This is a genomic window from Streptomyces sp. NBC_01549, assembly GCF_026339955.1.
Taxonomy (GTDB): Bacteria; Actinomycetota; Actinomycetes; order Streptomycetales; family Streptomycetaceae; genus Streptomyces.
Genome location: NZ_JAPEPW010000004.1, coordinates 280,975 through 296,169 on the forward strand (window position 1 = coordinate 280,975; position 15,195 = coordinate 296,169).

Genomic DNA, 15,195 nt, shown 5'->3' on the forward strand with positions numbered 1-15,195 from the left:
CCGTGTGTGAACCCTGCGTTAACCGCGCTTGCAGTGGCCTCAGCGCTTCAGATCCACTCTCCTCAGTAAGGAATGAACTGCTGACTGGAGGAGCCCGACATGGCTGCAGGTTGGAACTTGGATGGCCGCACTGCTTTCGTGACCGGTGGTAGTCGAGGGCTGGGCTTCGCCATCGCGCAGGCGCTGCTCGAACGTGGCGCCAAGGTGGCGATCGCAGCCAGGGACGAAGCAGCCGTCAAGGCTGCGGCCGGTCGTCTCACCGCTGGAGCCGGCGCCGCGGACGTGCTCCCCGTCGTCGCGGACGTCACCGACGCGGATTCCGTCAACAGCGCGCTGGCAGAGGTGCACGCGTGGCAGGGCAGCCTTGACATCCTCGTGAACAACGCAGGGCCGCAGCTCGCGCCGTCCCCCCTGGACAAGGTCGACGAGAAGGTCATCGCATCGGCCTTCGACACGAAGCTGATCGGGTTCCTTCGCGTCTCGCAGGCCGCTCTCCCGTTCCTGAGCCGGACTGGCAGCGGCAACATCGTCAATGTTGCCGGCGCGACTGCACACGCGGTGATTCCCAACACCGGTCCTACGGGCATCGTGAATGCGGGCGTGGTCGCGCTCACGAGCTACCTGGCGACCGAGGCGGCTCCCAGCAACATCCGGGTAAACGCGATCTCTCCCGGGATGACGAAGACCGAGGGCTGGCTCACCAAGACCGAGGCCATGGGCAAGCAGCAGGGCAAGAGCGCCGAAGAGGTTCGGGCAGGTATGGCCAAGGGGCTTGGCATTCGCCTCGACCGCTGGGCCGAGCCCACCGAAATCGGCGCCGCGGCGGCGTTCCTGGCGTCCGACGACGCCTCCTACGTGACCGGTCAGGTGCTGCGCGTCGACGGCGGTCTGACGAAGCCCGTCGCCTGATCGCAGGCCCCCAGGCAAGCGCCGTCCAAGGTCCGCACTCGCCTTGGACGGCGCTCCTGCTTTGCGTGCGTGAGGGTCCGCCGAGTGCTCTGCAACATCGACACCCTGGAGTTCTGGGAATGCTGATCGGAATCGTGAGCGAAGCCCGCCGCGGCGAGACGCGCGTTGCCGCGACTCCTGCCACGGTGGTCCAGCTGGTGAAGTTGGGGTACGACGTCGTGGTGGAGCCGGGTGCTGGTGCGTTGTCGAGAACCGGTCCTTCATCTCCGTGATCGCCGGCGGGTTCGGCATCGAGGCCGGCCCGGCCGACGACAAGGACTACGGCGAGCACCGCGAGATCACTGCCGAGGGGGTCGCCGAGCTCCTCGGGTCGGCCGACTCGGTGATCATCACTCCCGGCTACGGCATGGCCGTGGCTCAGGCCCAGTACGGCGTCGCCGAGCTGACCCGCAGACTCAGGGACCGGGACGTCAACGTGCGCTTCGGCATCCACCCGGTCGCGGGCCGGCTGCCGGGCCACATGAACGTCCTGCTTGCCGAGGCCAAGGTCCCCTACGACATCGTGCTGGAGATGGACGAGATCAACGACGACTTCGACGACGCCACCGTCGTCCTCGTCATCGGCGCCAACGACACCGTCAATCCCGCCGCCACCGAGGACCCGGACTCACCCATCGCCGGCATGCCCGTCCTCCAGGTCTGGAACGCCGAGAACGTCATCGTCTTCAAACGCTCCATGGCCTCCGGGTACGCCGGCGTCCAGAACCCGCTCTTCTACCGCGAGAACTCCGCCATGCTCTTCGGCGACGCCAAGGACCGCGTCGACGACATCCTCCGAGTCCTCTGATACCTGGGCGAGGACGCATCAGTGACGCATCGCGGCGCGGCAAGGCCGACATGCCAGGAACAGGGCGCGCCGTTTTCGACAAACAGACCGCAACGAAGTGAGAGGACTCAGATGGCGAACAGCGTGGACAGCGTCTGGAGCGGCGGCGTGGAGCAAGAAGTGGTCGGTGCTGTCAGCGTCTTGACCATTCACAATGGCGAGCGGAACCTGCTGAACCCAGGCATCCTCACCGACATCCGCACCCGACTGCAGGAGTGTGACGACAACCCGGACATCCGCGCCGTCCTGCTCACCGGCGCAGGTGAGACCTTCTGCGGCGGTCTCGACATCGCTCCCATCAAAGCAGGTGCAGACCCAGCTCTGTTCGGCAAGGCGTTGATGGAGACCCTCCGGATTTTCCCTCGTCTGGGTTTGTCTGTCGCGGCTGCTGTCAACGGCGACGCGCTCGCCGGGGGCGCCTCGTTCGTCGCGGCGTGCGACTTCGCTGTCGCGGTGGACAGTGCGCGAATCGGCACGGTGGAGGTCGGCGCCGGGATGTGGCCCATGATCGCGCAAGTGCCCATTATCCATCGGCTCGGGCCGCGCCTGGCGATCGAGAACATAGGTTCCGGCGAGCCGTTCACCGCCGAGAGGGCCCGCGAGGTCGGTCTCGTGCAGGCCGTGGTCGAGACCGGCCGAGCAGCTGTGGTCGCCCGGGAGTGGCTCGACAACGCACTGAGGGCGACCGGCGCAGGTGCCGCTGGCCGTCGCTCCCTCTACGAGTTCGCATCGATGTCATACGACGACGCGCTTGACGCGTCGCTGCCACGTTTCATCGAGCTTTTCGACCACTGAAATCTTCGGAGTGCTGTCGGGGGTGACGTGCGCTGGTCCTCGCGGTGCGCCTGACCACCGCGGCCTGACCATCGCGGCCTGGTCGTGCGGCCCACATCCGACTCGGCACCAGCATCGTCCTCGTCCACGACGATCTCAACACCCATCGGGCCGCCGGGATACGCGAGTACGCCACCGCGCACGACTGGCTCACCGTCGTGCAACTGCCCTCATGCACACACGGACCTGTATCCGGTGGAGAGGGTCCGGTCACTGTTACGGCACGGCCCGCCGGCCAACGCCGCCTTCACCCACGCGCCGATCGCCTCCCGGGCAGGGCAGCTGGTCGAGCGCCGACTTCGACCAGCTCGGCGAGCGGCGCGGGGTACGGTTCCAGGCCACGACGTCATGACCGTGCGCGAGGAGCCGACGGGCGATGGCCGAGCCCGCGCCGGGTCCGAGGAGACCAACGTTTCCCGTCAGTTCTTCCAGATCGTCTTGAGGTTGCAGAACTCCCGGATGCCCTCCGCGGCGAGCTCGCGGCCGATACCGGAGTCCTTCACGCCGCCGAAAGGCAACTCGGGGAAAGAGACGCTCATGCCGTTGACGAAGACGGCACCGGCCTCGAGGCGAGTGATCAGGAACCGTTCCTCGTCCGGATCAGTGGTCCAGACCGACGAGCTGAGGCCGAAGGTCGTGTCGTTGGCGAGCGCCGCGGCCTGCTCGATGTCGTCGACCCGGTGAACCACGGCCAGCGGGCCGAAAGCCTCCTCCTGGTACACCCGCATCTCGTCGGTGACCTCTTCCAGCACCGCCGGCTCGAAGAACCACCCCTGATTACCGACCGCCGACCCACCGCACCGCAGGACGGCACCCTTCGCGATGGCGTCGTCGACCAGTTCGACGAGGTCGCGCCGACCGCCCTCCGTAGCGATCGGCCCGATCTCGGTTTTCTCGTCGAGCGGGTCGCCGACCGTCAGCGCCTTTGTGCCCGCGACAAAGGCCTCGACGAACTCCTCGTACACCTCCGTGTGGACGATGAACCGCTTGGCCGCGATGCAGGACTGGCCGTTGTTGGTCGTACGAGCGGTCACGGCCGTTCGGGCCGCCGCGCGAACATCGGCGGAGGGCAGCACGATGAACGGGTCGGACCCACCTAGCTCCAGCACGGCCTTCTTCACCTCTGAGCCCGCGACAGCTGCGATCGACCGCCCGGCCGGCTCGGAACCGGTCAGCGTCACGGCGGCGACGCGCCGGTCGCGGACGACTGCTTCGACGTCGGCCGAGCCGATGAGGAGCGTCTGGAACGACCCGACGGGGAAGCCCGAGCGTTCGAAGAGCGTGTCGAGGTACATCGCGGACTGCGGCACGTTCGAGGCGTGCTTGAGCAGGCCGACGTTGCCGGCCATCAGCGCAGGCGCAGCGAAGCGGATCACCTGCCACATCGGATAGTTCCACGGCATCACGGCAAGAACGACGCCCAGAGGCTCGTAGGAGGTGTAGGCAGCCGAGGCTCTGACCGTGCTCGGGTCAGCGAGTGGCTGGTCGGCCAACAGGCTCTCGGCGTTGTCGGCGTAGAACCGCATCGCGTGCGCGCACTTGAGGACCTCTCCGCGGGCCTGCGCGATCGGCTTGCCCATCTCGATCGTGAGCCTTCGCGCCGTGTGGGCTGCCTCGGCCTCGACCAGGTCTGCGGCTGCCCGCATCCACCGGGCACGAGTGTCGAAGTCGGTTGCCCGCAGTATCGCGGCCGCGGCCTCTGCTCGCGTCAGCCGCTGATCGACCTGTTCCTCCGCGAGTGGGGCGAACTCTTCGATGAGCTCACCGGTAGCGGGGTTGACAGTAGCGATGGTCACGGCGCTCTCCTCGTGGTGGAAGCATTCAACGAGCCTTGATTGGATCCATTGTAGGCTCCACGAGGGTAGTGCGCCAGAAAATATGGTGCACTTCCCTTTCACTCGCATCCAGTTGGATACATTTTTTGCCGCGCGTATCCATCTGAGAGCAGTTCGCAATGCGTTGAGAGAGCCGGCTGCGTGCGTCGAATGCGTATGGCAGGGACGGCCGTCGCTGTGCCCGGCTGCTCGGCATCACCGGCTCTGCGACCCGTGACTCTCAGGAACGACGTCCGAAGCGGACGCTCATCCGCACGCCGCGCACGACGCGGGGCGGTCCTTACGCGCCGAGTCCGGCACGCGCGCCGGCATCCCGCCCCTGAGACGGGCGTTCCGTCCGGACGCGGAGGTCGCTCAGCCGGTGGCCCGAAAGATCAGGGGGAGCTTGAGAAGGCCGACGTCGGTCGGCGCGGTCTTGGCACGGACGCCGTTGCGGGAGTCCCGCTGCCCGACGCCGGCCGGATCGCACTTCTCGTGGCCGAGGTGGTCGGTGATCTCGCCGTCCCATGCGGACTCCGGCACCCGCTTGGCCGGCTGCTGCAGGAGTCCGCCCCGTGTCACCGCTTTTCGACGAAGAGTTCGGGGTGGGCAGTGAGTTCGACCCTCGTGCGGCGGATGTGCCCCGTGAGGTACCGCTCGCCGTCCTCACGATCACGGCGCCGCACGGCGTCGAGGATCAGCCGGTGTTCGGCGTTGACGATCGCGGCCCGGTCATGGTCCGTGAGCACCATGAACGCACGGCGATAGTGCTGGGTGGAGTTCCAGAGCCGCACTGTCATGGCCAGCAGGTGGTCGCTGGGGCAACCCGCGTAGGTCGCCATGTGGAAGTCGCGGTCAAGGAGAAGGAACCGATTGACGTTGCTCTGGTTCTCGATCTCGTCCTGGATGTGCTCCAGGTGGTCGAGGTGGTGATCAGTGAGATGGGGAAGACTCTCGGCCAGAGTCAGCGGCTCGAGTCGCTCGCGCATCCGGTAGTACGTGTTCACGTCCTCAAGGCTGAGCACAGGAACCCGCGACCCTCGGTTGGGGAACGACTCGGTGAGACCCTCGGACTCCAGGATCCGCAGCGCTTCGCGGACCGGGATCCGGCTCGTGCCGAGGCGCGCCGCGATCTCGTCCTGGCGCAGCCACGTGCCGGGAGTCAGCTCGCCGGCGAGGATCTCGTCGCGGAGGATGCCGGCGATGTGCTGACTCCTGACGCTCTCCGTCCCGCGCGGATCGCGAGCATGCTCAGGAGTCAAGAGCGGTCACCTCTGAATTTTGACGGGTCGCGGTCGAAGGCCTTGCCGCCAGGATAGGACACCAGCTCGAACTGCATTCCCCACGGCGAGAGGAAGTAGACCCACCGCTGCCCCTCTGACGGTCCGGCGCTGACGGTCGGGTCACCCAGCACGGGAACGCCCCTCGCCCTCAGGAACGACACGGCGCCGTCCAGGTCTTCGACGTACAGCGCGACATGGTGACCGCCGACGTCACTGTTGCGCGGGACAACCGTCTGCTGCGCATCCGCTTGGTACTCGAAGACCTCGAACACGGCCTGCTCGCCACACCGGTAGAAGCGCAGTTGACGCATGACCGTGCGCGCGTCCACGTTCAGGTGCTCCGACATCCAGTCGCCTGCCGAGCTGAACGGGCCGAGCGAGTACAGGTACTCGCACCCCAGGACGTCCACGAGCCACGCGTGCGCCTGGTCCAGGTCCGGCACCGTGAATCCGATGTGATCCAGGCGCACGAGGCCAGGTAGAGCCATGATCTTCCTCCTTTGGATACAAACGCGCCTCAATGATGGCGGCCATCGCGTCAGAAGTCGAGCGCACTCTTGTAATTGGATCCAACCATGTGGGAGGGTCAGTCGCACTGTGGCCGATTGAAGGAGGCTCCCCATGCCTGCGGAACACGCACTCGAAACGAACGCCGCGTGGTCGGAGTTCGTCGTCACCCAGGACGACTGGGACGCCGCGGCTCCAGAACTCCTGACGGGCATGTTCAGCCAGCTGGTGTTGATCCGGTCCTTCGAGGAGTACGTCCTGGAGCTTGCCGCGGACGGGCTCATCCATGGCCCCGCGCACTCCAGCATCGGCCAGGAGGGCGGCGCGGTCGGTGCGTGCTTCGCCCTGACGTCGGAGGACACCGTGAACGGGTCGCATCGCGGCCATCACCAGTTCCTCGCCAAGGTGCTCGCCCATCTGTACCCGAAAGGCATAGACCCGGCAAAGCCGTTCCCCGAGGATGTACGGGCCGTACTCCTGCGCAGCCTGCGCGAAATCTGCGGACTGGACCAGGGCTTCAGCCACGGTCGAGGCGGCAGCATGCACCTCCAGTGGCACGAGGCCGGCGCCATCGGGACCAACGCGATCGTCGGTGGCGGGGTACCGCTCGCGGCCGGATCCGCGTGGGCCCACAAGAAGTCCGGCACTGACGCGGTGACCTTCACGTTCTTCGGCGACGGCGCGATCAACATCGGATCCACGCTGGAGAGCTTCAATCTTGCGGCGGCGTGGTCGCTGCCCTTGTGCTTCTTCGTCGAGAACAACCTGTACGCCGTCTCCACCCACGTGTCCGAAGTCACCGCCGAGCCACGGCTGTCCGGCCGCGGCCCGGGCTTCGGCATCCGGAGCTGGAAGGTCGACGGCATGGATCCGCTGGCTGTGTACCTCGTGACGCAGCAGGCCCTCGCCCATATGCGCAGCGCCAACGGTCCCACGATGATCGAAGCCGATGTGTACCGCTACTTCCACCAGAACGGCCCCTTCCCCGGCTCGGCGTTCCGGTATCGCACCAAGGAAGAGGAAGCGCAGTGGCGCGGTCGGGATCCGATCGACACCATGGCGGGACACCTGGTGCGACGCAGAATCCTCAGCAAGAGGGCGGTCACGGAGACGGTCAAGCGCGCCAAAGCTCTGATGTCGGAACTCGGCGGCGTCCTCCTGGAACCGCGGCCGGGCGGCAAGCCGGGTGAGCGACGCATCATGCCCTCGGAGTGGCCGGACCCGGCGTTCGTCGACGAAGGCATCCGGGGCGACCTGTCGGAGCTGTCCGGCATCGAGTTCACCGACACCGAGGACTTTGCCGACGGTTTGACCGATGTCAAGTTCATCGGCGCCGTCGCCGGGGTGATGGGACGCCGTCTGGAGACCGATCCTCGCGTCGTGGTGATGGGAGAGGACGTGCACAAGCTCAACGGCGGCACCAATGGTGCCACCCGCGGCCTGAGCGAGGCGTTCCCCGACCGTGTACTCGGGACCCCGATCTCGGAGAACGCGTTCGCCGGCCTCGGCGGCGGACTGGCTCTGGACGGCCGGTTCCGCCCGATCGTCGAGTTCATGTACGCCGACTTCATGTGGGTGGCGGCAGACCAGCTGTTCAACCAGATCGGAAAAGCCCGCCACATGTTCGGAGGTGAGGGCAAGGTGCCGTTCGTCCTGCGCAGCAAGGTCGCCATGGGTACCGGATACGGATCGCAGCACTCGATGGACCCGGCCGGCATCTTCGCGACGGCACCGGGCTGGCGAATAGTCGCTCCATCGACGCCGTTCGACTACGTCGGCCTGATGAACACGGCCCTGGCCTGTGATGACCCGGTCGTGGTCCTCGAGCACGTGGATCTGTACAACTCCACCGGGCCCGGACTGCCGCAGAACTACGACCACCACCTTCCCGTCGGCAAGGCAGCCGTACGCCGCGAGGGAGCGGCCCTGACCATCCTCACCTACCTGGCGATGACGCCCGCCGTTCTGGCCGCCGTCGAACAGACGGGAGTGGACGCCGAGGTCATCGACCTGCGATGGCTGGACCGGGCCAGCCTGGACTGGGACACGATCACCCGATCGGTGAAGAAGACCAACAACGTGCTCATCGCCGAGCAGGGTGCCCTCGGAACCTCCTACGGCGGCTGGCTCGCGGACGAGATCCAACGCCGGCTGTTCGACTGGCTCGACGCCCCGATCCAGCGCGTGACGGGTGGCGAGGCGTCGCCGAGCATCAGCAAGGTACTGGAGCGTGCCGCGTTCGCCTCCACGGAGGAAGTCGTCGCCAAGCTCCGCGAGATCACGCAGGGGCAGAACAATGGCTGAGATCATGCGCATGCCCGAGGTCGCCGCCAACACCACAGAGGCGATCCTGGAGGCCTGGAACGTCGGCTTGAACACCCCATATGCAGCCGGCGACCCGATCGTCACGGTGGAGACCGAGAAAGCCGCGGTCGACGTGGAAGCCGAGAGCGACGGCGTACTACTGCGCCTCCTGGTGGAAGCGGGCACGACAGTGGCGGTGGGTACACCGATCGCAGTCTGGGGGGCGAAGGACGAGCCGGCGTCCGAGGTGGACGCCCTGGTGGCTTCGCTGGGTACCGGAGAAGCGCCGGTGACGGCGTCCACCGTTTCGGCGACGGCGCCGGAAGAGCCCGCGACGCCGGCGGGCACGGTCCCTCCGGCGCCCGCCGTGGCGGCGCGGGACAACAGCGAGCGCCTCTTCGCCAGCCCGCTGGCACGACGTCTCGCGCGCGAACTCAGAGTGGATCTGAACGCTGTGGCGGGCAGCGGCCCACACGGACGAATCCGGCGCGCCGACATCGAAGCAGCCGTCGTCACCTCGGTGGAGCCGAAGGAAACGTTGCCGGCCCACACCGGGGCAGAGATCCCGAAAAACGGGACTTCGGCGGTCGGACCACGATTCGTGGACGTGCCCAACACGCGGATGAGGACGGCAATCGCCCGCCGGCTGACGGAGAGCAAGCAGAACACGCCGCACTTCTATCTGCGCGCCGGCGCACGCGTCGACGCATTGCTTGAGCTGCGGCAACAGATCAACGCCGGCCAGGGCGTGAAGGTGTCGATCAACGACCTGCTCATTAAGGCGATCGCGTCCGCGCACGTGAGCGTTTCCGCGATGAACGCGCAGTGGAACGACACCTCGATCCGGTACTTTTCAGACGTCGACATAGCTGTGGCCGTCGCCACCGACGGCGGTTTGGTCACCCCGGTGGTCCGCGGCGTGGACTCCCTGCCGATGAGCGGCGTAGCCAAGGCGACGAAGGACCTGATCGCCCGTGCGAAGGAGCGCCGACTCCAGCAGGACGAACTGGAAGGCGGCACGATCACGATCACCAACCTCGGCATGTACGGCACCGAGGACTTCGCAGCGATCATCAATCCGCCGCAGGCCGCAATCCTGGCCGTCGGCGCGGTGCGGCAAGAGGCAGTCGTCGACGAGGGTGCGATCAACATCGCGTCCGTACTGCGTCTGACCCTCGCCGTCGACCACCGGTCGGTCGACGGCGCCACCGCGGCCGAGTGGTTGAAGGCCTTCGTGGATGTTCTCGAGCACCCGCTCCGGATCCTGCTCTGAGTGCCGGCGAACTCGAAGGGTGCGGAGCGCTGAACCCGCACCACGACCGAGACCACGATCGACCTCGTGATCCTCGGCGGTGGATCAGACGGCTGTGCAGCCGCGCTACGCGGTGCGGAGCCGGGCTTGCAGTGGGCAGCAGCGCGGACAACGCCGCCGCGGAATCGTTCAACGCGACCTTCAAAAGGGAGACGTTGAAGGGGCGAAAGGGCTGGTCGAGCGAGCGCGAGGCCCGCCTCGAAGCCTTCCGCTGGCTGTCCCGCTACAACACCCGACGCCGGCATTCCCGGCTCGGCCAGCGATCCCCGATCGCTTACGAGAACACCTTCCACTCAACATCAACTACCCTGACCCGAGCCGCATAGACGTGTTCAAGATCCGGGGTCAAGGCCGCGGTGCACCTGCCCCTCCCCCACGGCGTCGACCGCCGTGGGCGAGCGGCGCGGTGGCGGGCTCGATACGGCCGGCGGCGATTCCGCCGCGACGGCCGCGCGGGCCTGGCGGACGGTGCGGTCGGCGATGTGGGTGAGCCTGCTCGTCACCGCCTGGACGGCACTGAGCCAGTCCTCACTGAATGCCGCTCTCGACGGGTGCGCCGACGTCGACTCTCGAACGTCGGGGCTGCCCGCGCCCGCGCGGCCGTATGTGAGCTGAAGGCAGTGACGTGACGCAGGTCTCTCTGAGACAAGTTGACTCATAGACTCTCTGTGAGTCAACCTGTCTCACACCGGGGTTGCGAAAAGACAGATCCCGCAACTATCCGCAGATACCGCTCATCCCATCGCATTTGCGCACAAGGTCTCTCATGGAGGAAATCATGACCGCTTCGATCACGAAGAAGGCGGGCAAGGGCCGCACCGAAGGTGTCGTCTCCGAGCTGGCCACCTACTTCCACGTCAAGCCGGGACATGAGCAGGAAGTGGCGGCGGCCTGCCAGCGGATGTGCGAGGCCCTGCGGCAGGGCGACATCGCCGCCACCATCAAGACCGGTCTGCGTGACTCCCGCCACGTGGTCTTCGACAACGGCACGCGCCTGCTGTGGGCCACCACCTTCGAGACCGAGTGGGACCCCTACATCGACGACGCGTTCCTGACCGTCGGCTTCGAGCACTTCGTGGACTGGATGCAGCACACCACCGAGTGGGACACCAAGATCGCCCCGTGGATCGAGAAGTCCGGCGGCCTCGAGGCGCTCACCGGCGATAAGACCCGCGAGGGCTTCGAGGAGCACATCCTCGCGAACATGGCCGGCATGAAGCAGATCCTGCAGGACGGGCAGCAGCAGGCCGCCGCCTACTTCAACCCGGTCGGCTCCCTGACGATGCCGGAGATCGCCAAGGCCCACCAGATCAACGCCGCCTTCCAGGAGGTCCTGGACAACCCCGCCGCCGAGGAAGCCCTCCAGCACCCGGCCCTCAAGCCGCTGCTCGCCCAGGCCGCCAGCTGACCCACCACACCCCCGGAGGGGGCCCACCCCCACCCCCTCCGGGACCTTGACCGCTAGGCGCAGTGCCTCCCGCACGTTCCCCGTGCCCGGCTTGGTCGAGCACGGCATCTGTGCGAGTCGGTCGAGGAGGCCATCAGCGTGCGCAGCCACGTCATGGCTCAGCTGACGATCGAGGTGCACCTCGAGACCTCCATGGAGTCCTGCGTCGAACAGCACGTGGTCCTGGCGAACGGTGTCGAGATGGCCGCCTCCATGATCGTGTGGACGGCCAGCGTCTGCCCCAACCCCACCTTGGCCCACTTCGGCCTGCCGCTCGGCTCGCGTGGAGACGTCGACATCCTGCCCACGCTCCAGGTCAGGGGCCTCGACCACGTGTGGGCCGCGGGCGACAACGCCCAGGTCCCCGACCTGGCCGCCGAAGAGGGCGCGTGGTGCCCTCCCGACGCGCATCACGCCGTACGCCAGGCCACGGTGCTCGCCGACAACGTGATCGCGGCTCTGCGCGGCCGTCCGCTGAAGGAGTATCAGCACAAGAACCTGGGCGCGGTGGTTGACCTCGGCCTCCACAAGGGTGCCGCCATCCTCTTCAACAGGATCAAACTCGAGGTCGCCCGGCGTGGTGGTTCCACCGCCTCTACCGCGGCAGCCGTGTGCCGACGCTGAACCGCAGGATACGCGTGTTCGTGGATTGGATCCTGACCTCGGTCCTGAAGCGGGAATCCGTCGGCCTCATCGAACGGGAGCACCCGCGAGGCCCGTGCACCGAGGCGGCGACGCCTCCCACAGCCGTACCTGATCTCTCCGCCCGTTTTTGTCCCTTTCTCTTTCCGCTTCTCTTTCCGCTTCTCTTTCCGCCGTACCCCCGTCCGCCGCCTGGAGGGCTGTCCCCATGTCACAGAACACCGCCGCCGCTGCTCGTGGCGCTGAGACCGCACCGGAGAATGCGTCTGTCGACCCGTCGCACCAGCGCCGCTGGTGGATTCTGATGGTCATTTCCCTCGCCCAACTGATGGGAGTTCTCGACGGCACCATCGTGAACATCGCTCTGCCGTCCGCCCAGCGCGACCTGGGCTTCTCGGACGCCGACCGACAGTGGGTGGTCACCGCCTACGCGCTGGCCTTCGGCAGCCTGCTGCTGCTCGGCGGCCGGGTCGCAGACCTGGTCGGACGGAAGGTGACCTTCCTGGTGGGTCTGACCGGCTTCGCGGCCGCTTCCATGCTGGGAGGCGCGGCGAACGGTTTCGGCATGCTCGTCATCGCGCGCGCGATCCAGGGCGTGTTCGCGGCCCTGCTGGCCCCGTCCGCGCTGTCGCTCCTGATGACCACCTTCACCGATCCGCGCGAGCGGGCGAAAGCCTTCACCGTCGCAGGCTCGGTCGCCGGTGCGGGCGGAGCCATCGGCCTGATCCTCGGCGGGGTGCTGACCGAGTACCTGGACTGGCGCTGGACCATGTACGTCAACGTGGTCTTCGCAGTGGTGACGTTCGTCGGTGGCGCAGCCCTTCTGCACCGCACCCCGCGCGACAGGTCCTCGAAGCTCGACATTCCCGGCACCCTGCTGGTCTCCGCCGGCCTGTTCTGCCTGGTCTACGGTTTCTCGAACGCCGAGACCCACGGCTGGGGTTCGGCGATGACCTGGGGCATGCTGGCGGCCGGTGCCGTACTGGTGGCCCTCTTCGTCTGGCGGCAGAGCAGGACGGCGTACCCGTTGCTGCCTCTGCGGGTCCTGCTGGACCGTAACCGCGGTGCCTCGTTCGCCGCCCTCTTCGTCAGCGGCGCGGGCATGTTCGGCGTGTTCCTGTTCCTGACCTACTACCTGCAGCAGGGCCTCGGTTACAGCGCCCTGAAGACCGGCTTCGCTTTCCTGCCCATGATCGTGGCATCGTCGTCTGCCTCCGCCGTGGCCAACAACGTCGTGGTGCCCCGTATAGGCCCCAAGCCGGTGGTACCGCTGGGCATGGCCATTGCGGCCGCCGGCCTGGTCTGGATGACCACGCTGGACCTGAACAGCGGATACGTGACGGAGGTACTGCCGCAGCTGATGCTCGTCGGCGTCGGGCTGGGCACGGTCATCGCGCCCGCGATGAGCCTGGCCACCTCCGGCGTGGCCGCGGCCGATGCAGGGGCTGCGTCCGCCGCTGTCAACACCGTCCAGCAGGTAGGCGGGTCCATCGGCGTCTCCCTGCTCAGCACGATGGCCTCGGACGCCGTCACCGGCTACCTCTCCGGCCGCAACCCCAAGGACCCCGGCGTCCTGGCCCAGGCCGGCCTCGAGGGCTACTCCACCGCTTACTGGTGGTCGGCGGCCATCTTCGTCATCGGCCTGGGCGTGACCGCCCTGCTCTACCGCCGCGGCGTGCCGCAGCAGGATGAGAACGCCGCGCCTGTCGTTCACATGTAGTCAACGAACGGGTCTGTCTGAGAAGGGGCGCAGGTCGTGCAGTCACCTGCTGCGACAGCTGCCGTGCACGAGGAATCAAAGGGGGCAGTGTCCGGGTACTTTTGACGGGGCGGCCTCGGGAGAGCGCAGATTCTCTGAGCTGCCGTTCCCTCCGTCTGAGACAGAATGCCTCATAGTAACCTGTAAGCCGTATTGTCTCACAGAAGGGAATGGAGAGGTGGAAGACAGAACCGATCCGCGTCTGTTGCGCAGCCGCGACGCCATGGTCTCGGCGGCCACCGCCTTGCTCACGGAGGGCGGGCTGGAGGCCGTGACGCATCAGTCGGTTGCCGCCCGTGCTGCCGTCGGCAGAGCCACCGTCTATCGGCACTGGCCCGGCCTTCTCGACCTCCGCTTGGCCGCGCTGGAAGCCGGCATGCCGCCTTTGCCTCCGATGCCTGAGGAGCTTCGGGCCGCTTCGGGCAACGATCCGCGAGCGGAGCTCGTTCACCGCCTGGGCGTGCTTGCCGAGCGGTGGGACGACGAGCAGGCCGGTGCCGTCCTTGCTGCGATCCTTGGCGGCTCACGGCATGACGAAGGCATACGCCGCCTCCGGGAGTCGCTGCTGAACCAGATCGCCGATGCCCTGCGCCCCGCTGTCACCGCGGCCGTGGAGCGCGGCCAGCTCCGGTCCGACGTCACCCCCGAGACCTTTGCCATGGCTACCGCGGGCCCCCTGTTCTTCGAACGCTTTCTCGCCGGGAACCGCCTAGGACGCGACACCGTGGACTCCGTCGTGGATGCCGCCATGCGGGGCTGGTCCTAGCTTGACGCTGTCGGGGATCTTGCAGTCGTCGAGGTCGGCCGCTGACGGCCCGCCAGGACTTCGGCCGAGGGATCCCGTGCTGGTCCAGGAAGTCGGACAGCGGTCGGTGACCGGGGAGGGGTTGCGTTGCCGGTCGGCGGCGGACCGCTGAGGCGCTCGATGTTCACGGCGATGGGCGTGAAGACGTATTGCAGGTGGCCTTCGACTGCCCCTGTTACCGGTAGTTCGTTGAATCCGGCGGTGGTGTGGGTTGACGGCAGGTCGGGTTGGTCGTAGGCCGGTGGTAGGAGCACCAGGGTCTGGTGGCGGCGGATGGCGCGGTCGGAGCAGACTTGGAAGTCGGCCCAGCCGAGTTCGTCCTTGACCTGTTTGTAGCTCTGCTCGGTCCACGGCCGCAGTCCGTAGAGGCGGTTTCCGCTCCCGCGGCGCCAGCAGCCCGGTCAGATACTCGCGAAACCCCCGCCGCTGGGCCAGGCTGAAGAAGTGGTCGTCGAACCGGACCGCGTAGTCCTCCAACGGACCCGGCGCACGCGGACACGTACGGCGAGCGGTCATCTTCATGCTCCAGCAAGGCAGTTGACCCTTCTCCGTCTGCTGGGACCAATGGTTCGCCCCACCCGGACCCCTGGATGCCACCGCGCCGGACCCCTGCCCCGACGAGGGGCCAGAGAGGGGGACCAGACCCGTCCCACCAGCCCCAACAACCTTGCTGGCCCAGGGCCTTACGAGCCA

11 protein-coding genes and 5 pseudogenes are annotated in these 15,195 nt (G+C 67.2%); 12 read left to right on the forward strand and 4 right to left on the reverse strand.

The genetic code is table 11. The annotated features are described in order from the left end of the window. Positions 1-99 precede the first annotated feature (99 nt). The 4 genes and pseudogenes from OG819_RS51775 to OG819_RS51790 all read left to right on the forward strand — a co-directional run bounded on the left by OG819_RS51775 (position 100) and on the right by OG819_RS51790 (position 2,590). On the forward strand, positions 100-909 hold the full coding sequence (locus tag OG819_RS51775) for an SDR family NAD(P)-dependent oxidoreductase (RefSeq protein ID WP_266636644.1): 810 nt from the start codon (positions 100-102) through the stop codon (positions 907-909). Positions 910-1,028: 119 nt separating this feature from the next. After that, positions 1,029-1,148, forward strand: a pseudogene (locus OG819_RS51780) (hypothetical protein); the annotation flags it as partial. 11 nt (positions 1,149-1,159) lie between these two features. Then, a pseudogene (locus tag OG819_RS51785) lies at positions 1,160-1,756 on the forward strand (NAD(P)(+) transhydrogenase (Re/Si-specific) subunit beta); the annotation flags it as partial. A gap of 111 nt (positions 1,757-1,867) precedes the next feature. Further along, positions 1,868-2,590 (forward strand): enoyl-CoA hydratase/isomerase family protein, encoded by a 723-nt coding sequence (locus tag OG819_RS51790; protein ID WP_266656858.1) that lies wholly within the window; start codon positions 1,868-1,870, stop codon positions 2,588-2,590. 458 nt (positions 2,591-3,048) lie between these two features. Here the strand turns inward: OG819_RS51790 and OG819_RS51795 are convergent, their stop codons facing one another. The 4 genes and pseudogenes from OG819_RS51795 to OG819_RS51810 all read right to left on the reverse strand — a co-directional run bounded on the left by OG819_RS51795 (position 3,049) and on the right by OG819_RS51810 (position 6,214). Beyond that, positions 3,049-4,425, reverse strand: a complete 1,377-nt coding sequence (locus tag OG819_RS51795) for an NADP-dependent succinic semialdehyde dehydrogenase (RefSeq protein WP_266656859.1) — start codon at positions 4,423-4,425, stop codon at positions 3,049-3,051. Between the two features lie 465 nt (positions 4,426-4,890). Next, a pseudogene (locus tag OG819_RS51800) lies at positions 4,891-5,013 on the reverse strand (IS256 family transposase); the annotation flags it as partial. Between the two features lie 8 nt (positions 5,014-5,021). Then, positions 5,022-5,705 (reverse strand): GntR family transcriptional regulator, encoded by a 684-nt coding sequence (locus tag OG819_RS51805; RefSeq protein ID WP_266636638.1) that lies wholly within the window; start codon positions 5,703-5,705, stop codon positions 5,022-5,024. Continuing rightward, a complete protein-coding gene (locus tag OG819_RS51810) occupies positions 5,702-6,214 on the reverse strand; it encodes a VOC family protein (RefSeq protein WP_266636636.1) in 513 nt (170 codons plus the stop codon). Before OG819_RS51810 ends, OG819_RS51805 begins: the two co-directional genes overlap by 4 nt. Before the next feature lie 133 nt (positions 6,215-6,347). On the opposite strand from OG819_RS51810, the gene OG819_RS51815 reads away from it, so the two are divergent. The 8 genes and pseudogenes from OG819_RS51815 to OG819_RS51850 all read left to right on the forward strand — a co-directional run bounded on the left by OG819_RS51815 (position 6,348) and on the right by OG819_RS51850 (position 14,463). Next, complete coding sequence (locus OG819_RS51815) at positions 6,348-8,537, forward strand: alpha-ketoacid dehydrogenase subunit alpha/beta (RefSeq protein ID WP_266656860.1); 2,190 nt, start codon at positions 6,348-6,350, stop codon at positions 8,535-8,537. 10 nt (positions 8,538-8,547) lie between these two features. Then, complete coding sequence (locus OG819_RS51820) at positions 8,548-9,810, forward strand: dihydrolipoamide acetyltransferase family protein (protein WP_266656861.1); 1,263 nt, start codon at positions 8,548-8,550, stop codon at positions 9,808-9,810. A 128-nt stretch (positions 9,811-9,938) separates the two neighbouring features. After that, a pseudogene (locus OG819_RS51825) lies at positions 9,939-10,175 on the forward strand (integrase core domain-containing protein); the annotation flags it as partial. 64 nt (positions 10,176-10,239) lie between these two features. Beyond that, complete coding sequence (locus tag OG819_RS51830; RefSeq protein ID WP_266656862.1) at positions 10,240-10,464, forward strand: hypothetical protein; 225 nt, start codon at positions 10,240-10,242, stop codon at positions 10,462-10,464. Positions 10,465-10,627: 163 nt separating this feature from the next. Beyond that, complete coding sequence (locus tag OG819_RS51835) at positions 10,628-11,257, forward strand: hypothetical protein (protein ID WP_266636620.1); 630 nt, start codon at positions 10,628-10,630, stop codon at positions 11,255-11,257. Between the two features lie 70 nt (positions 11,258-11,327). Continuing rightward, positions 11,328-12,009: pseudogene (locus OG819_RS51840) on the forward strand (NAD(P)/FAD-dependent oxidoreductase); the annotation flags it as partial. A 137-nt stretch (positions 12,010-12,146) separates the two neighbouring features. Then, complete coding sequence (locus OG819_RS51845) at positions 12,147-13,658, forward strand: MFS transporter (protein WP_266656863.1); 1,512 nt, start codon at positions 12,147-12,149, stop codon at positions 13,656-13,658. Positions 13,659-13,875: 217 nt separating this feature from the next. Continuing rightward, positions 13,876-14,463 carry a TetR-like C-terminal domain-containing protein gene (locus tag OG819_RS51850; protein ID WP_266636626.1) on the forward strand — a complete coding sequence of 196 codons (588 nt, stop codon included), beginning with the start codon at positions 13,876-13,878 and terminating at the stop codon, positions 14,461-14,463. Positions 14,464-15,195 lie beyond the last annotated feature (732 nt).